At 46.9% G+C, this 18,754-nt stretch carries 17 protein-coding genes; 2 read left to right on the forward strand and 15 right to left on the reverse strand.

All coding sequences use genetic code 11. The annotated features are described in order from the left end of the window. Window positions 1-58: 58 nt before the first annotated feature. The 7 genes from ABH897_RS03115 to citZ all read right to left on the reverse strand — a co-directional run bounded on the left by ABH897_RS03115 (window position 59) and on the right by citZ (window position 8,341). Window positions 59-790: a response regulator transcription factor gene (locus ABH897_RS03115; RefSeq protein WP_010349065.1), complete on the reverse strand. Its 732-nt coding sequence runs from the start codon at window positions 788-790 to the stop codon at window positions 59-61. Between the two features lie 128 nt (window positions 791-918). Beyond that, window positions 919-2,721 (reverse strand): two-component system histidine kinase PnpS, encoded by a 1,803-nt coding sequence (gene pnpS, locus ABH897_RS03120; RefSeq protein ID WP_404581375.1) that lies wholly within the window; start codon window positions 2,719-2,721, stop codon window positions 919-921. 144 nt (window positions 2,722-2,865) lie between these two features. Next, complete coding sequence (locus ABH897_RS03125) at window positions 2,866-3,735, reverse strand: SDR family oxidoreductase (RefSeq protein ID WP_283655364.1); 870 nt, start codon at window positions 3,733-3,735, stop codon at window positions 2,866-2,868. A gap of 215 nt (window positions 3,736-3,950) precedes the next feature. After that, entirely contained in the window at window positions 3,951-4,367 is a 417-nt protein-coding gene (locus ABH897_RS03130) for a hypothetical protein (RefSeq protein WP_404520686.1), read from the reverse strand. Between the two features lie 457 nt (window positions 4,368-4,824). Beyond that, window positions 4,825-5,766, reverse strand: coding sequence for a malate dehydrogenase (gene mdh / locus ABH897_RS03135; RefSeq protein WP_044648769.1), 942 nt, complete (start codon window positions 5,764-5,766; stop codon window positions 4,825-4,827). Window positions 5,767-5,781: 15 nt separating this feature from the next. Next, a complete protein-coding gene (icd, locus tag ABH897_RS03140; RefSeq protein WP_404581373.1) occupies window positions 5,782-7,077 on the reverse strand; it encodes an NADP-dependent isocitrate dehydrogenase in 1,296 nt (431 codons plus the stop codon). Between the two features lie 151 nt (window positions 7,078-7,228). After that, on the reverse strand, window positions 7,229-8,341 hold the full coding sequence (citZ, locus tag ABH897_RS03145) for a citrate synthase (protein WP_404581372.1): 1,113 nt from the start codon (window positions 8,339-8,341) through the stop codon (window positions 7,229-7,231). 345 nt (window positions 8,342-8,686) lie between these two features. Here citZ and ytvI point away from each other — a divergent pair, with 345 nt between their 5' ends. Further along, a complete protein-coding gene (gene ytvI / locus ABH897_RS03150; protein ID WP_404581371.1) occupies window positions 8,687-9,805 on the forward strand; it encodes a sporulation integral membrane protein YtvI in 1,119 nt (372 codons plus the stop codon). A gap of 32 nt (window positions 9,806-9,837) precedes the next feature. Here ytvI and ABH897_RS03155 read toward each other — a convergent pair whose 3' ends face one another. The 7 genes from ABH897_RS03155 to ABH897_RS03185 form a co-directional block, all read right to left on the reverse strand. Continuing rightward, window positions 9,838-10,236 carry an FxsA family protein gene (locus tag ABH897_RS03155; protein WP_013309596.1) on the reverse strand — a complete coding sequence of 133 codons (399 nt, stop codon included), beginning with the start codon at window positions 10,234-10,236 and terminating at the stop codon, window positions 9,838-9,840. Continuing rightward, window positions 10,233-10,751, reverse strand: coding sequence for an acyl-CoA thioesterase (locus ABH897_RS03160; protein ID WP_283655359.1), 519 nt, complete (start codon window positions 10,749-10,751; stop codon window positions 10,233-10,235). Before ABH897_RS03160 ends, ABH897_RS03155 begins: the two co-directional genes overlap by 4 nt. Before the next feature lie 138 nt (window positions 10,752-10,889). Continuing rightward, entirely contained in the window at window positions 10,890-12,098 is a 1,209-nt protein-coding gene (gene pelA / locus ABH897_RS03165; protein ID WP_404581370.1) for a pectate lyase, read from the reverse strand. A gap of 205 nt (window positions 12,099-12,303) precedes the next feature. Next, window positions 12,304-13,137 carry a phosphate ABC transporter ATP-binding protein PstB gene (pstB, locus tag ABH897_RS03170; protein ID WP_283655357.1) on the reverse strand — a complete coding sequence of 278 codons (834 nt, stop codon included), beginning with the start codon at window positions 13,135-13,137 and terminating at the stop codon, window positions 12,304-12,306. Window positions 13,138-13,153: 16 nt separating this feature from the next. Then, window positions 13,154-14,050, reverse strand: a complete 897-nt coding sequence (gene pstA / locus ABH897_RS03175) for a phosphate ABC transporter permease PstA (RefSeq protein WP_283656233.1) — start codon at window positions 14,048-14,050, stop codon at window positions 13,154-13,156. After that, window positions 14,050-14,982, reverse strand: a complete 933-nt coding sequence (pstC, locus tag ABH897_RS03180) for a phosphate ABC transporter permease subunit PstC (protein ID WP_404591169.1) — start codon at window positions 14,980-14,982, stop codon at window positions 14,050-14,052. The genes pstA and pstC overlap by 1 nt, the downstream gene beginning before the upstream one ends. Window positions 14,983-15,089: 107 nt before the next feature. Beyond that, window positions 15,090-16,013, reverse strand: a complete 924-nt coding sequence (locus ABH897_RS03185; protein WP_137062438.1) for a phosphate ABC transporter substrate-binding protein — start codon at window positions 16,011-16,013, stop codon at window positions 15,090-15,092. Window positions 16,014-16,220: 207 nt separating this feature from the next. Here ABH897_RS03185 and ABH897_RS03190 point away from each other — a divergent pair, with 207 nt between their 5' ends. Further along, window positions 16,221-17,111 (forward strand): LysR family transcriptional regulator, encoded by an 891-nt coding sequence (locus ABH897_RS03190; protein WP_283655356.1) that lies wholly within the window; start codon window positions 16,221-16,223, stop codon window positions 17,109-17,111. 111 nt (window positions 17,112-17,222) lie between these two features. On the opposite strand, the gene pyk is transcribed toward ABH897_RS03190, so the two are convergent. Then, a complete protein-coding gene (gene pyk, locus ABH897_RS03195; protein ID WP_044648779.1) occupies window positions 17,223-18,653 on the reverse strand; it encodes a pyruvate kinase in 1,431 nt (476 codons plus the stop codon). Window positions 18,654-18,754 lie beyond the last annotated feature (101 nt).

Genomic DNA, 18,754 nt, shown 5'->3' on the forward strand with positions numbered 1-18,754 from the left:
GAAATGGACACAAAAATCGTCGCATACAAAATCGAACATAAAGAAAAACGCTCCTCATTTATAGCAAATGAGAAGCGCTTCTTTTTTTATTAACAACCAGTTTGTATCCGACTCCGCGAATCGAATCAATATGAACCGAATCGGGATCCAGCTCCAGCTTCTTGCGCAATGAGCTAACATGCACATCCACCGTCCGTTGACCGCCAATGTAGTCGAAGCCCCAAACCGCGTTCATCAGATCGTCGCGAGTCAATACCACGCCCGGCTTACGGGACAAGTAGAGGAGCACCTCAAATTCCTTGGGCCTTAAGCTGATGGATTGTCCTCCGAGAATCACTTCATATTTTTCAGGATAAATCTCCAGCTCGCCTAATTGAATTTTGGAGCCGTCTTTCTGATCGGACAGCACGCCTTCATCCCCCCCGGAAGTACGACGCAGTACCGCCGTTACGCGGGCCAGCAGCTCGGAAACACCGAAAGGCTTCGTAATATAATCATCTGCTCCTGATTTCAATCCTTGGACAACCTCGGCTTCGCCGTTTTTGGCCGTTAAAATAATGATGGGTGTTGTCAGTCCCTGATGGCGTAGTCTGCTCAAAATATCCAGTCCGTTCATACCGGGCAGCATCAAATCCAGCAGGATCAAATCGTAGGACTCTCTGGAGGCTTTTTCAAACCCTGCACTGCCGTGATCCTCCGTATCTACTTCAAAACCCTCTTGTATCAAATTGTAGGATAGCAATCTGGCAAGCGTTGGTTCATCCTCAATAACCAGCAAGCGTTGTCCCATAAATAAATTCATCTCCTGTTTACCTTTTAAAGGCGCATTGGTCAAAATTCCAAAATCTTTTCCATACTCATGCGACACCCGTATATTTTATCACGGCATTGTTAACAGAATGTAAAAACCGATCTAGTTCATTCTTCCTGTTGCAACAACGGCAATTCGATTGTAAATGTGGTGCCCAAACCAAGCTCACTTTCTACGGAAAGCACCCCATGATGCAGGTCCACCAAATGCTTGACGATGGACAATCCCAGGCCTGTTCCACCCGAGTTGCGCGAACGACCTTTGTCTACCCGGTAAAAGCGCTCAAAGATGCGCGGCAGGTCCTTCTTTGGAATCCCGATGCCCGTATCGCTAACCGTAAATACGACCTTCTCCGTATCATTCTCCCGCTGTACAGTTACAACCTTGATTTTCACCTTGCCACCGTCGAGTGTGTAGTTAATGCCATTAGACAGAAGGTTTACAAAAATCTGCTGGAGCTTATCTTCATCCGCCTCCATAAACAGTTCATCCGGGACGTCCATATGCAGTGTAATTCTTTTTTTCGCAGCTACATTATTCAATTTTTCCAGCAATGATTCTATAAACGAGGATACATGAACCGGAGAGCAATCCAGCGGAGAACGCTTGGATTCAATTTTGGACAGCTCCAGAATGTCGCCGATCAGCCGATTTAGCCGTTCGCTTTCATCATAAATAATTTGCAAAAAGGAACGGGATGTTTCCTCATCCTTAACTCCGCCGCCGAGCAACGTTTCAGCAAAGCCCTTGACTGCGGCAATCGGCGTTTTTAGCTCATGGGAAACATTCGCCACAAATTCACTCCGCATATTTTCCAGCCGCCGAATAGCTGTAATATCCTGCAAAAGGAACAGCATGCCGCGATATCTGCCTTCATCCTCATACATCGGCACACCATCGAGCAAAATCAGCCGTTCCTCGGGATTATACAGATGAACCTCACCGTGCAGTCTTTCGCGGCTTTGTATACTACCCTCAATCAGCTTCGTCAGCTCGTAGTGCTTTTTCAGCTCATGATACGGCTTGTCCGTCACCCGTTTGCTAGTGACACCGAGCATCCGCTCAGACTCACGGTTCACAAGCGCAATCCGCTCCCCGGCATCAATCATGAGAATCCCTCCGGTCATATTGCTCATGACGCTCTGAAGCAAATCCTCATTATCACGTATCGTCTTCATTTGGTTTTGCAGGCTGTCCGCCATACGGTTAATGGCTTCCCCCAACTGCCCTACCTCATCCCGGCGCTGTATGCCAACTCTTGCGTCATAATCCAGCCCGGAAATACGATTGGCTACGCTTGTAATATGCTCAATAGGCGAGGTTAGGCCACGCGCGATACGGTAACTGACCAATCCAGCGGCAAGGAACAACAAGACCAGACCAATGCCAATTGCCGTCCAGCCGCGCTGCACACCTTCCTCTACTGCTTTCAGATTCATGGACAAACGGATATATCCGTCGAACCCCTTGTCGGATACGACAGGCTCTGCCACGTACAGCATATTTCGCTGCAAAGTTTCACTGTAGCGTATCGTTCGTCCGATTCCTTCGGACGCGGCTTCTTGGATTTCTTCACGTGATGCATGGTTCTCCATCTTGCGCGGATCACTTAGTGAATCACCAACCACCGTTCCATCCTTGCGAATGAAGGTCACCCGTGAGTCCGTCAGACGTGCAATTTCCTTTGCCTTTTCCGAATAGTAAGAGACGTAATCGGTACTGGAAAGAGCATCTGCGTTGACAAAAGGAAATGTAGCCCGAAGCAGGTCGATCTCACGCCCCATATTTTCCTCAAGCACCTTCATGTTCGAGTTTTTAAAAATTTGTCCCATGGTGATTCCGGCAGCCAGGACAGATACGCCGATCAGAATCAGCATAATCAAGGTAAGCCTGAAACGAAACGACTTCATAAATATGCCCATCCTTTAGTTGAGTAGAAATTTTTATGATCATAACAGCTTTGTAAGTTAAGTCCCATTCTACAGGCTACCTGCTTTTTGTTCCACTGTTAAACAGGAAAAAAGGTCAGGGCACACGCTGCCCCAACCTCTCTCTTATCCGTTGACGACTTCGCCGCCGTTGATATGGATGACCTGTCCGCTGACATAAGATGAATCATCCGAGGCAAGGTACACATAGGCTGGTGCCAATTCCTCCGGCTGACCGGGACGCTTCATCGGCTGCGCGCCTCCGAACTCACTGACGGTCTTGGCATCAAAGGTCGAAGGGATTAGCGGTGTCCAGACCGGCCCCGGCGCGACAGCGTTTACCCGAATGCCTTGATCGACCAAATTGAGCGAAAGAGAACGGGTGAATGAAGTAATCGCCCCTTTGGTGGATGAATAATCAATGAGTGTCTTGTTCCCGGCATAGGCCGTAATCGACGTGGTGTTAACAATTGCGCTGCCTTTCTTCAAATGCGGCAATGCCGCTTGCGTCAGGAAGAACATGCCGAAAATGTTCGTGCGGAATGTACGCTCCAGCTGCTCTTTCGTGATATCCTCCAGCTTTTGCTGTGGATGCTGCTCTGCGGCATTGTTCACGACAATGTCCAGCTTGCCCAGCTCGTTAACCGTCTGCTGAACCGCTTTTTTGGCAAATTGGTCATCTCCGATATCGCCGGGGATCAGCACGCATTTGCGGTCCTCCTGCTCTACCTGACGCTTCGTCTCTTCTGCATCCTTATGCTCGTTCAGATAGACGATAGCTACGTCAGCACCTTCCTTGGCGTACGTAACAGCTACAGCGCGTCCAATTCCACTATCTCCACCGCTAATGAGTGCGACTTTGCCTGTTAGCTTGCCAGCCGCCTTATAGGTTGACTTCTCAAACTGAGGTGCAGGCGACATTTTGGACTCGATCCCCGGTTGCTGTTCTTGGTGCTGCGGGGGCAAGGTTTGTTGGGTCTGATTGCTTTTGGCCATCGTGCATTCTCCTTTCAAGATTAGATATCTTATAGGATGCAACATTTGTATCCACTCTACTCCTGATTTACCACACGAGCTTGTACGTTAAACGAAAAAGGAGTATGAAGTTCGTTGGACGCACAAAAAAACGGCTTGTGCTTATTCAGCACAAACCGCTTTTTTCAATTTAGCATTTGACATCATTCGATTACAGCCACTCGCAAAATACTTAATTAAATAATATGGCTGTATACCATTAAAAACGTGATGAGAATCAGAAATACCGCAAGCAATGTACTGAACATGCGCATTTTTCCAGCGTATTGCGTAATGGGCTGTTGGTTACGAATCGCTTCCAGCGATAAACGTAACGGCTTGCCCATAGCACCTGCGATGCCGGAGATACCCAGAAACAGCAGCAAAACGACGACGATCCATGCGACGGAATATGGACCCCAAGCAAAAATCATATAGATGCCGCTAACGAGCAAAATGATCATTGCAAATTGAGCCAAACGGTTCAATAGCTGAACAGCCGATATCGTCCCTTCCTGCACGGCGGGGGCCAGCTTGTCGATTTTGCCAACTACAAAGGGGAGCAATATATAAAAACCCAGCGCCAGCGATCCGATCATGTGAATAAAAAACATAGTTTACAACCTCCATTTCTTTGTTTACCTGACTGTCATCATTTCAGTGTTTTGGGACATGCTTTTCTATGTACACTATCAATGCATACGAAATCTATTATACCGGGGAAGCAGGACAAAGCAAAGGAGGACGGTGAGAAAAGTTTCAGCTTGAGTGGGTGCTGGAGAGGCTCCGCGAACGGAACGTTGCTACCATCACTGTTGTCTCCGGATTTTATTGAATATATTTGATATGGTATAAATCCGGAGACAAAGGCGAGCGCTTACGCTTGTCCGCAATCGTTCCGTCCGCTCCGCCAGTGCCAGCAAATCCAAGCTGAAATTTTCAACATTAAAGGAAAAGGAAGAAAACAAATAGATTACTTATATTCTATTTAAAGAGGTGTCCGTCGGCCATGACTATGGCTTTGGGACACCTCTTCAAATAAAAGTATACCGTTTTAGTAGAAAATCGAACCTATACGGTCACTATTTTAATTACATTACGAACCGATTCGGCGGATTGATCAAGCGCTACTTTTTCCTCGTCGGTCAATTCCAGCTCGAACACCTTTTCGATACCATTACCACCAAGAAGTGTCGGTACGCCGAGGAACAAGTCCTGATAGCCGTACTCTCCCTCCAGATAGGCAATGACCGGGATAATACGTTTTTTGTCTTTTACAATCGCTTCTGTCATCTGCGTAAGCGAGGCTGCCGGGGCATAGTATGCGCTACCGTTGCCCAGCAGGTTAACTATCTCCCCGCCACCGACACGCGTCCGCTGTACGATCGCTTCGATACGTTCCTTCGAAATCAGGGTTTCGATAGGGATACCACCAACGCTGGAATAGCGTACCAGCGGCACCATATCATCACCGTGACCACCCAATACGAAGCCACGCACGTCTTCGACGGATACGTTCAGTTCCTGTGCAATAAAGGTACAATACCGAGCTGTATCCAGCACACCAGATTGGCCGATGACCCGATTTTTCGGGAAACCAAGCGTCTGGTATGCGGTATAGGTCATGGCATCGACCGGATTACTCAGAATAATGACGATAGAATCTGGCGCGTACTTCTTCACGTTTTCACATACGGATTTTACAATCCCTGCGTTCGTATTTACCAAATCGTCACGGCTCATGCCTGGTTTTCGCGCAATCCCCGCTGTAATAATGACGATATCCGAGTTGGCTGCATCCTCATAATTGGAAGTGCCTGTGACCTGGCTGTCAAATCCCTGGACCGGACTGGCCTCTAAAATATCAAGCGCTTTGCCTTTGGTCGGATTCTCAAGTTGCGGAATATCGATCAGAACGATATCACCCAGCTCTTTTTGGGCCAGCAGCAATGCGGTAGTGGCACCGGTAAAACCGGCGCCAACAATGGATATTTTTTTGCGTTGAATGGTCACGTGGCATTCCCCTCTCTACAGGTTACTAATAATGGTATCTGCGAACTCGGAGCATTTCACTTGTGTAGCGCCTTCCATCAGACGGGCAAAGTCATAAGTTACGATTTTCTTATTAATGGACGTTTCCAGTCCTTTGTAAATCAGGTTTGCCGCTTCGTGCCAGCCCAAATGCTCAAGCAGCATCACGCCGGACAAAATAACGGAACCAGGGTTTACGACATCTTTATCAGCATATTTTGGCGCTGTGCCGTGTGTAGCTTCAAAGATAGCATGCCCAGTTACATAGTTAATGTTCGCACCTGGTGCGATACCAATTCCACCGACTTGAGCAGCCAGCGCATCGGACAGATAGTCTCCGTTCAGGTTCAGTGTAGCAATAACATCAAATTCGGAAGGACGAGTCAGCACTTGTTGCAGTGCAATGTCAGCGATCGCATCCTTGATGATAATTTTTCCTGCATCTTCAGCTGCTTTTTGAGCTGCATTTGCCGCATCTTCACCATCTTTTTCCTTGATAGCATCATATTGAGCCCAAGTGAATACTTTATCTGCAAATTCTTCCTCAGCCACTTCATAACCCCAGTTTTTGAAGGCACCTTCGGTAAATTTCATAATGTTGCCTTTGTGTACGAGCGTTACGCTCTTGCGTCCGTGGTCAACAGCATACTGAATGGCTGCACGTACCAGACGTTTTGAACCATCGGAGGAAACCGGCTTGATCCCGATACCTGACGTTTCTGGGAAACGAATTTTGTTCACACCCAGCTCTTGTTGGAGGAACTGAATGACTTTTTTCACGTCCTCGGAGCCTTCGGCATACTCAATACCAGCATAAATATCCTCGGTATTCTCACGGAAAATAACCATGTCTACCAATTCAGGACGCTTCACCGGAGACGGAACACCGTTAAAGTAACGAACAGGACGCAGACATACGTACAGATCCAGCTCTTGACGCAATGCCACGTTCAAAGAGCGAATGCCGCCGCCAATCGGTGTCGTAAGCGGCCCTTTGATGGCTACAATATACTCACGGATGGCTTCCAAAGTATCGTTAGGCAACCACTCGCCGTATGTATTGAAAGCTTTCTCACCAGCGAATACTTCATACCAGGCAATCTTTTTGGAACCGTTATATGCTTTATCTACAGCTGCGTCCAGTACGCGCTTGGATGCTTTCCAGATGTCGCGGCCTGTGCCGTCGCCTTCGATAAACGGAATAACCGGATGATTCGGAACCTGTAGTTGACCGTTCTCAATCGTAATTTTTTCGCCTTCAGTTGGGAGCTCAAACTTTTCAAATTTCGCCATAAGTTCCTTTTCCTCCTCAGATATGAATGGGTACAGGGCGAAAGACGTGATCTTCATCATAGACAAAAACACGCATCTCTCGCCGTCCCTTCTATTGTACCTTATTTTTTTAATTCAGGGTATACAGCCTCAATATTCGTACAACAAGTGATTAGCGTAATTCCGGAGACACATACTTTTGGTCAATCGGACCTGTGTATTCAGCGCGCGGACGGATCAGACGATTATTTTCGTACTGCTCCAAAATGTGCGCAGTCCACCCGGATACACGACTCACGGCAAAGATCGGTGTGAACAGGTCTCTTTTGATACCCAGTTGGGTATAAACAGAGGCAGAGTAAAAATCAACATTCGGCTTCAAGCCCTTTTGTCCTGTCACAATTTCCTCGATTCGAACCGAAATATCAAACAACGTCGTATCGCCGTTCATTTCGCCCAGTTCGCGGGACATTTTGTGCAAATGCTTGGCACGCGGATCACCGTTTTTATAGACACGATGTCCAAAGCCCATAATTTTTTCGCGGTTATCCAGTTTGGTCTGAATATACAAATCCACCTGATCCAAACCGCCGATTTCCTCCAGGGTTTTGGCAACAGCTTCGTTGGCTCCGCCATGCAGTGGTCCCTTCAAAGCTCCGATTGCCGACGTAATGCCGGAATAAATATCGGATAATGTTGCTACCGTCACGCGTGCAGCAAAGGTCGATGCATTCAATTCGTGATCGGCATGCAGCACAAGAGCCTGATTGAACGCTTTGATAGCCGTCTCTTCCGGGTCTTTGCCAGTAAGCTGATACAGAAAGTTTTCGGCGATAGAAACACCTTTCTTGGGCGCAATCGGCTCCAGCCCTTCGCGCACACGCGCTATGGCCGCCACAATTGTGGGCAATTGCGCCTGAAGCTTGACGGTTTTGATCACATTGGCCTCTCTCGACATATCATCCGCCTGTGGGTCATACAAGGCAAGAGACGATACGGCTGATCTCAGGGCAGCCATCGTGCTCAAATCTTTCGGGTACAGCTTTAATTGAGTAATAATTTCATCCGGAATGGCAGCATATTCGCTTAGTTGGTCGCGAAGCTCCTGCAATTGGGCTTGATCAGGCAATTTTCCGAACCACAACAAATAAGCTACCTCTTCAAAAGCGGCGTTAACAGCCAAATCATCAATGTTATAACCCCGGTACGTGAGAACGCCATCTACGATAGAGCTTATGGAGGAAGTGGTCGCTACGATCCCTTCCAGACCTTTAGTCGCTGTCATCGTTACATCTCTCCTTTGTAAAAACATTGTGAACGGACTTGCAATGTAAACATTTTCAAAAGTAAGTTTTGCCTTTTAAATAAATAAGTAATGTTAACGCCATATGTCAATATTTAAACCTTCTTTCACTATACTGGATTTTGTCGTTTATGTGAACATTCAGGGCTATTCCGACACATTCAAATGTTTTATCGGTTCTATAAAGAAATTTTTGAAACCCCTTACATAATTTTTTAATTCATTTGCACTTTTTTACACAGGTCTTGTCTCACCTCCTTCTCGCATATGTATAGTAAAGCACTTATTTCATGGAATACAACTGTAAAAGAAAGGAGCCGTGAGAGCTTGAGCCGGTTGATCCTGAATCGCATATTTCGCGCTCTGTGGGTTGTAGTCGTAATTATAGCTCTATTGCTGGGCATATACGTGCTGTTCCCTCTCGTCTATCCCTTTCTGTTCGCCTGGCTTGTGGCCTATGCCATGAATCCGCTCGTTCACTTTCTGCGCAGCCAGGCCCGCTTGCCACGTTGGATGGCTGTCACGGTCTCGTTATTTGTATATTTAGGCGGAATCGCCGTTGTACTCTCTGCGGCCATAACGCGGATGGTTCGAGAGATCATCAGGCTCACCATGACCTTTGACGGACATATTGAACATTTTAAAAGCCTGTTTATCGACTGGACTCAGAGCGATCTGATCCAAAATGTAATTAATGAAATTAACCAATTTATCCGCAATAACCCCGATTACTACCATACAATTAACAGCAATATTGATAAAACGACCCAGACGGTCAGCTCGGCTGTCACCACACTGGTTGCCCAATTTTTTAATGGTATTCTGAATTTGCTGACCTCTCTGCCTAACATGGGCGCGGTGCTGATGGTTATTGTATTAGCGGCATTTTTTATCAGTAAGGACTGGGACCAACATAGCCAAATGCTCTCGAATACGGTTCCTGATACGATTCGCAAGCCTATGTCGGGGATATGGCACGATCTGCGCAAGGCGTTGTTTGGTTATTTGCGCGCACAGTTTATTATAATCTCCATTACCGCGGTGACCGTCATTATTGGACTGTTCATTTTGCGTGTAGAATCCGCCTTCACCATCGGTTTGATGATCGGGCTGGTTGATTTGCTTCCTTATTTAGGGGTTGGCATTGTGATGATTCCGTGGATTTTATATGCATATATGTCGGGTAATTTGGCATTAGGGGTAGGATTGTCGATCCTCTATATCATCCTGTTGGTTGGACGGCAAATTGTAGAACCTAAGGTGCTGGCCAGCAGCGTGGGTCTGAACCCGCTTCCCACCCTCATTGGGATGTTCATCGGGCTCAAGCTGTTTGGTGTGTTGGGACTGATTATCGGACCTGTGTCCCTCATTGTAGTGGACGCGCTCAATCGCGCCAATGTCATTCAGGACTTGCGCAACTATATTCTTGCCGGAAGAGTCCGTTGAGATCATGTGAGTAGGAAAAACGGCAGCTTACGTCAAAACCGCCGAAACGTAATGCTGCCATTTTTCATTTTTTTCTCGAGCCATTTCAATAAAAAGCGTCGGTACAACGCACGGGTCAAAGGAAAAACCAGCGTAAAACCGATAATATCCGTTAAAAATCCAGGGATAAGCAGCAAGCTCCCGCCGAAAAAGACACATAATCCATCCAGCATTTTGCGGCCGGGCATTTGTCCCCGATTCATTTCATTTTTCGCATCGGCAATGACCTTGCGGCCTTCAAATTGCATCATAGCGGCTCCAATCAGGGTCGTCAGAATGATAAGCAGAATGGTTTTACCCGCTCCAATCCAGTGACTTACCCATATAAACCCGTACAGCTCTGCCAGAGGAATAAGCAGCAACAACAGCCACAGACGTTTGCGCATCATCATGCTTTCTCTCCCTCCCCGCCTGTCATAGCAGACCGTAGCGCGGTGTACAGATCAGGTAGCACCTGATCCAGCCGGACGGGCTTCCATTCGGTACTCACCCATACGTGGCGTGTCACCCCGGTTACGAGCAGCTCTCCAGGCAGTGGGTCTGCCTGTGTCCATACCTTTCCAATCTGGCTTTTATGGTCCTCAGCCGTTACACGCCGGACCTCATAAGTGTAATTCAGACGCAGTCTGGAGAAGTCCGTGATCGCGGTATAGATGGTAATCAAATCATCATATCGGGCAGGACTCACATATTTCGCATTGATTTCGATAACGGGCAACAGAACACCTCGTTCCTCCATGCTCCGATAGTTAAAGCCTGCCTGCCGGATCATTTCCGTACGCCCGATCTCAAACCAGTTCAGATAATTGGCATGATATACGACCCCCATTTGGTCGCTTTCCTGATAACGGACACGCAGCGGTGCTCCATACCAGTGTAATTCCGTTTGTTTCTCCTCTTGTGTCATACAAGCTCTCCTATCTGTGTGCATCTTTATCTCTATATTTGCCCTCTCTCCATTAAACCATATTTACCGCCCCGGAACAAAAAGAGGGCCGAACCGTGATGGTTCCGCCCTCCCAAGCATTTTATAATGATGGCTTTATCATTTTGGCAACGGCTTGGACAATTTGTAATATCCGCTTTCCGAGGCCGCATTCAACAGACTTTTCGCTTGACTTCCTGCCCAAGCATAACCGAGTCGTCTCTCCTCACTGATTTTCATGATGTCAGTATACTTTTTGCCATCCCGGTCTGAAAAGAAGTACTTATTGTCTTCCACATTGTAGAAACGATACCACATTACGCTCGATGCGTCCTTTTGGAAAAACTCCGGACCTTGACGATTGTATTTGATACCGTCGATCCGATTAGTGTCAAACCATTTCAAGGCGCTCTGAGCAGTTTTTTTCACCTCAGCCGTTTGCGGTTGGGACATCAAGAAAGCCGTGATGCCTACCGATTCCGTAGTTGTTTTGGAAGCAAGCTCAAATGCCCGGGCTTCAACAGATGCATAAGTAACCGGATCATGCTGTGCACCCCAGATCGTAGGTGTACCATTATTTACAATTTGAGACTTAATTGTGTACTGGATTCCTTTGTTTAGCGCTTGCTGAAGTCTGGAGCGATATGTATTGTCCAGAATATCGCTATCAAACGGCTGCTTCTTGTTCGCAATATCATCCGCCAACACCATAACTCTAACCATTGCATCATCGTTGTAAGTTACGGCATCAGAATAATTACCACGTTTAGGGTATACTTGCGGCCAGCCACCGGAGGAATATTGAGAGGTTAGAACGAAGTCAACTGCTTTTTGTACACTGTCCTTAATGTCTTTATTTTTTGTTTTTTTGTATACATCCGCCAAAAAGCGAATTTCAGTTGTCGTAGCCTCATTATCAAATGTTCCCAGCTCTACGCCATCCTTGCTCTTCCAGGTGGAGCGTGCAGCTTTACCGTCCCACTTGGATTTATAATTCTTTTCCATAGCTTTGAAGAATCCGCCATGCGGCAATTGCCACGATACGATATTCAAGGCCAGTTTGGTATCCTTAGATACATCGCCAGTAGAAAATTTACTAAAATCACGGTACTTATCCAGCAAACTGTCCGCACTCACGCTAGCCAATGGAACAACAGCATTTTTGTAAATGGCCGTATCACCATACACTGCTTGGGTAACATTCACCTCCGCATCAGCTGAATCCTGCTCCGCTGCCGCCCACGAAGGGTTAATAAGCCCAGTTGTTACTGTAATCGCCATTCCTGAAAGGGCGATCCACTTGACAGAATCTTTAACATTAAACCTCATTCCAAACCTCTCCTTTAATATGATTATGGGTACCTCAAAACTATTAAACACATGTATTATATGAAAATATACCCAAATAATCAATATATTTTATTATATACAAATGAAAGAGTTTACTAAACTAATAAAAAACCCTCTTACTAATACTGGATTAGTAAGAGGGTTTATCCTATCTCATATATAGTAAGTCGACAAACAGCGTCGCTTACCCAAACCGGCCCATAATGTACTCCTGGGTCAGCTCATTTTCAGGATTAGTGAAAATATCATTCGTTTTGCCATGTTCAACCAGACTCCCGATATAAAAATAAGCAGTGTAATCGGAAATCCGTGCGGCCTGCTGCATATTGTGCGTTACGATGACGATTCGCAGATCTTTTTTCAACTCGGTAATCAGCTCTTCGACCTTACCTGTAGAAACAGGGTCCAGCGCAGAAGCCGGCTCGTCAAGCAACAAAATTTTCGGTTGAACGGATAGTGCACGCGCAATACAAAGACGCTGCTGCTGTCCACCAGACAATGCCAGGGCGGAATCATGAAGGCGGTCCTTGACCTCATCCCATAACGCCGCTTTACGCAGACTGCTTTCGACGATTTCATCAAGCTGTTTCTTTTTACGAACACCCCGGTATTTGGGACCGAAGGCGATGTTATTGTAAATGGATTTGTAAAACGGATTAGGCCGCTGCCACACCATTCCAATCTGCTGACGCAGCTTGATCACGTCTGTGCCCGGCGCGGTCAAATCCTGCCCATCCATCCAGATGTGCCCTGTCGTAGAAGAAGACGCAATCTCGTCATTCATCCGGTTGAGGGAGCGCAAAAAGGTCGATTTACCACAGCCGGAAGGCCCGATCAGGGCGGTCACTGTCTGCTCGGGAAAGGCCAGATTTACTTTTTTTACAGCCTCAAAGCTGCCGTAATAGATGCTTAAATCCTCGGTACTGAATGGTTGTGGAGCTTGCCCCGCAAGTTGTTCCGAGCGCGTAGATTGTATGGGTGTTGCAGGTGTTGCCGTTCGCGTAATGACTTGTTCCATGTTTCCCATCCCCTTTCTAATCCATCCGTTTGGCAGCTGTCAGGCGGCGGTAGACGACTCTTCCGAACCATCTTGCGATCAGGTTGAAGGCAAGTACGAGCAGCACCAATACCGCGGAAGCACCTGCGGCAATATCCCTGGAATCAGGAGCGATGCCTTCACTGTTAACCTTCCAGATATGCACAGCCAGTGTCTCGGCAGGACGCATCGGATTAATGGGCGATCTGGCATGCAATGGATTCCAATCAGTGAAATCAAGCGGCGGCGTACTCATCCCGGCTGTAAACAGCAACGCTGCTGCTTCCCCGAAAATGCGGCCTGCGGCCAAAATCGTCCCCGTAATCAAGCTTGGCAGCGCAGCTGGCAGCAAAATGGAGGTAATGATTTTCCACTTGGACAACCCGAGCGCAAGCCCGGCTTCCTTTTGCTCCTTGGGCACAGCCCGGAAAGCCTGTTCTGTCGTCCGAACCATCAGCGGCAGGTTGAATACTGCCAAGGCCAGGGCTCCTGATAACAGGGAAAAACCAAAATTAAATGTATTTACGATAAGTAAAAGTCCGAACAAACCGATGACGATGGACGGAAACGAAGACAATACTTCGACGACAAGTCGTATGAAGTCCGTAATTTTCCCCGGCTTCGCATATTGCGCCATGTATATACCCGCACCCCAACCAATCGGAATGGTGATAATCAAGGTTAAAATAAGTAAAAATACAGAGTTGAACAATTGCGGGCCGATGCCTCCACCTGCGCGTAACGTCTGAGGAGCACTGGTCAAAAAGTCAAAGGAAATGTGACTGACTCCGCGTGCCAAAATGAATCCCAGCAGTCCCACCAGAAGTGCGACAATGAACAATGCGAAGAAACAGATTACAAATGTAGCGATTTTGTCGGTCGTTTTAGCTTTCATCAAATCCGGTTTCTCCTTTCAAGCAGCCTTACCAGCAACACGAAGATGAATGTCATGAGCAGGAGAACAAGCGCCATGCTCCAGAGAGCATTGTTATGAACCGAGCCCATAGCTGTATTGCCCATGCTAAGTGTAATAACACTGGTCAAGGTCGAAGCGGATTCCAGCAAGGATTTCGGTATATGCGGAGCATTCCCGATAACCATCTGTACAGCCAGCGCTTCCCCGAAGGCACGAGCCATACCAAGAATAATTCCTGTTAACAGAGCAGGCAGCAGTGTCGGAATAATAACACGTGCAATTGTCTGCCAGCGGGTAGCGCCCAGGGCGTAAGAGGACTCGCGCAGGCCACCTGGCAAGGATGACAATGCATCCGCCATAATACTCGTAATCGTCGGCAAAATCATCACTGACAACACGAGACAGCCTGCGAGAATCCCGATGCCTTGTCCCCCGAACACGTCCCGCAGCAACGGAACAATTACGGTCAAGCCGACAAAGCCGTATACTACGGACGGAATACCAGATAACAATTCAATCGCAGGTTGAAGGATACGTTTACCGGATTTCGGTACGATTTCGGTCATAAATAAAGCAGCACACAAGCTGAGCGGGCTGGCGATCAAGGCCGCCAGAACGGTTACAGCAAAAGAGCCTGTAATAAACGGAAGTGCGCCGAAGGACTTGGGCTCACCATCCGGGCTCCATTTGGTTCCGAAGAAAAACTCTTGCAGACTGACTCCATTCACCACAAATGTAGCTACACCTTTGGAGGCGACAAAATATACAATGGAGACAATGACTGCAACCAAAAAAACGACACAAACCGACGTATAAATGCGGCCGGTCCATTCTTCCCAGTAATGCCTTTCTTTCATACCTCGGGATCGTTTATTCTGTTCCATGTATGCCTTCCCTTCAATTGGTTCCATACTGTGACTCCTTTAACCGAAGAATAGAGGCTGGACGCTAGTCCGCCTCTTCTCCGTGAATATACTCGCGTTAGCTGCGTTTGCCCGAACAGGAGGTGTAGCTCTCCTTATTTCGTAATATTACCGTCAGCATCGCGTTTAACTTGCATGCCTGATACCGGGATGTATCCCAGGTCTACGACATCGGATTTTTGGATTTCATCAGACAGAATGTAATCCAAGAATGCTTTTACATGCTCTTTTGGCTCACCTTTGGTGTACATATGCTCGTAAGCCCATACCGGATATTTACCTTGCTCTACATTTTCCACGTTAGCTTCAACACCATCGTATTTCAATGCTGTTACTGTGTTGTCGATGTAGGACAGGGCTAGGTAACCAATAGCACCCGGTGTTTCAGCAATCAGCTTTTTCACAGTACCGGAGGAATCTTCCTGAATGGAGCCTGGCAGATCTTCCGTTTTTTGTCCCAAAGCGTATTTTTCAAATGTTGCACGAGTACCGGAGCTGCTTGGACGGTTTACGATAACGATTTTTTGATCTGCGCCACCAACTTGTTTCCAGTTGGTAATTTTACCTGTGAAAATTTGTACCAATTGATCTTTCTTCAAATCTGCTACGCCTACTTTAGGATTCGCTACTGCTGACATAGCTACAACAGCTACTTGGTGATCGACCAGTTCATCTGCGCCGCTCTCCAATTTTTCTTTTGCAAACACATCGGAGTTACCGATATCCGCTTGTCCGCCGGAAACTTGAGTCAAGCCAGTACCGCTACCGCCACCCTGCACTTGAACCGCAATTCCTTTATATTTATCTACAGCCATAAATTTTTGTCCCGCTTGCTCTACCAATGGTTGAAGTGCAGTGGAGCCAACAGCCAGAATGTTACCTGTCAGTTCAGTAGCTGCTTTATTGTCTGTTCCTGTAGCAGCGTCTCCTTGTGGTGCAGCATTGTTAGCTGATCCACAAGCTGCAAGTGCAAATACCATGGTAAGAGTCATCAGAATGAACGGCCATTTTTTCAACATTTTTTATTGTCCTCCCCTTATTTAAGTGACGGTTTTTTATTTATGACCATCAACACTTTTACATTGTAGGCTTGGAATGTTAGACGAACGACTTGGTTTTGTAAAAGAAATATAAAATATTGATAGATAAAATGTTTTTCAGTATATAATTAATCTATAGTCTATTTTTTATACATGAATGCCATGTAAGGAGAGCTGTTCAAGTCCATGAATATTTTAAAATTGCGTATTTTAATGATGATCGACAAATTCCACAAGGCGACGGATGTGGCCGAGGCATTGCAAATTAAACAGCCTACCGTCAGCTTTCATATGAAAAGTCTGGAAAAGGAACTGGGAGTCTCCCTGTTCATCTCCCAACAAGGAAGGATTATGCTGACCGAAGCTGGCAAAAAACTGCTGCCTTACGCAAAGCAGATGGTTGCTCTGGAGCAAGAAGCAAGACAAACAGTGAATGAACTGGCAGAGCAGTCGCAGGGACAATTACTTCTCGGCGCCGAGTCCATCTCGGGCACGTATGTACTCCCCTCTATGATTGCTACATTTGCTCAACAATATCCCGAATGCCAAATTCAGCTAGACATTCAATCCCCGGATAAAATCAGACAGCTGCTAAAACAGGGAGAGATTGATTTTGCTTTTCTGGATGACAGAGGACATCCTCCCGAGCTTACGGTGGTAGAGCCTGTCGCTTCGGATCGGATTGGAGTTATCAGGTCTGTGTCTGTGCAGCATTCTTCCAAGCCAACGGACATTTTGGGGACTGAAATGCTGGACAAGCACACATGGGTGAGATATAGCGGGACATCTGTTGTAGATCCGTATTCCTCGCTGATCAAGCCCCATCTGGAAATGAACTCATGGGAAGCGGTAAAGCAAGTGGTAAGCGTCGGGGAAGCACTTGCCTTCTTCCCTGCCTGTGGTGTTCTTCGCAACGATGGTAATGACGTTCCGTTGGTAGAGTGGCTTCCTTGGTCCGATGCCGAGGAGAAGAATGAGCGTTATCACATAAATATACTGTATCAACGCGATACTAATCTCAGCATGATCCAGCAGGCATTTCTGGATTTTACACGGAAAGAAGGTTTGGAGGGCTAGAAACTGGAGAGCATAAAAAAGAGCATCCAAGTCATAAATGACTTGAATGCTCTCCCTGCCATACCTAAAAGATACAGCCTGTCTGTTATTCCGCATAAGCTAAAGTTAAAGTTACGCTTGTGCAGGAACACAGCTAATTTTAATCAGGTTCGTAGAACCAGAAGCACCGAGCGGTATACCTGCGGTAATAACAACCAAATCGCCCTCTTTAACGAGACCGGATTTGCGACCGCCTTCCAGTGCGTTTTCGATCAGTTTGTCCGTCGTGTCCACGACAGGTTTGCCTTGTACCGCATGTACTCCCCAGATCAGAGCCAGGCGGCGAACTGTTCTTTCCTGCGTTGTCACAGCAATAATTGGAGCTTGTGGACGATATTTGGAAATCATACGCGCCGTTGTTCCGCTTTGTGTGGACGTCAGGATGGCTTTGGCATGCAGGTCAAGCGCAGAAATAGAAACGGATTGGCTGATCGCTTCCGTAATACTAACTTCCTGAGCCGTTCTTTGTTTTTTGAACAAATCACGGTAGTTCAGAGCGGATTCTGCTTTCTCTGCAATACGGGACATCGTCAATACAGATTCTACCGGATATTTACCCGCAGCTGTTTCGCCGGACAGCATAATGGCATCTGTTCCGTCAAAAATGGCATTCGCTACGTCACTCGCTTCCGCACGAGTCGGACGCGGGTTACGTTGCATGGAATCCAGCATTTGTGTTGCGGTAATAACAGGCTTACCCGCTACATTACACTTGGTAATCATCAATTTTTGCGCCAATGGCACTTCTTCAGCAGGAATTTCAACACCGAGGTCACCACGGGCAACCATCAGGCCATCCGAAGCTTCCAAAATTTCGTCCAAATTGTCGACGCCTTGCTGATTTTCGATTTTGGAAATAATTTGAATGTGACTTGCATTATGCTTCGCCAGCAATTCACGAATTTCCAGTACATCACTCGCTTTACGAACAAAAGAAGCTGCGATGAAATCAACGTCCTGCTCAATACCGAAAGTGATGTCGTTAGCATCCTTTTCTGTAATACCTGGCAAGGAAATGTTCACGCCGGGAACATTGACGCCTTTCTTGCTCTTGATCGTTCCGCCATTGACAATGCGGCATTTGATTTCACTGCCTGATACTTCAATAACGGTGAGTCCGATCAGACCATCGTCGATCAGAATGGTGGAGCCGGGCTCCACGTCCGAGGGAAGATCCTGGTACGTAACGGAAATACGATCTTTCGTACCGAGAATTTCTTCCGTTGTCAGCGTAATATACTCGTCCTGAACAAGCTCAATAGGTTCAACTTCGAGCTTTCCTGTCCGGATTTCCGGCCCCTTCGTATCGAGCAAAATAGCAACGTTTTTGTTAAGCTCCTTACAAGCTTGGCGGATATTTTTGATCCGGTTGCCATGCTCCTCGAAATCACCGTGAGAGAAATTCAGGCGGGCTACGTTCATACCAGCCAAAATCAGTTTCTTCACATTTTCCAATGACTCACTGGAAGGACCGATGGTACATACAATCTTAGTTTTGCGCATTTGGGTTTTTCCTCCGTTTTCAAAGGTGCTACTTTATATCTTTTTCCAACAATTAAATCTACTACACTTTTTCCTATTTGTATAGGAAGTTCGTCATATTT

This window comes from Paenibacillus sp. RC73 (genome assembly GCF_044908085.1).
Taxonomy (GTDB): domain Bacteria; phylum Bacillota; class Bacilli; order Paenibacillales; family Paenibacillaceae; genus Paenibacillus; species Paenibacillus terrae_A.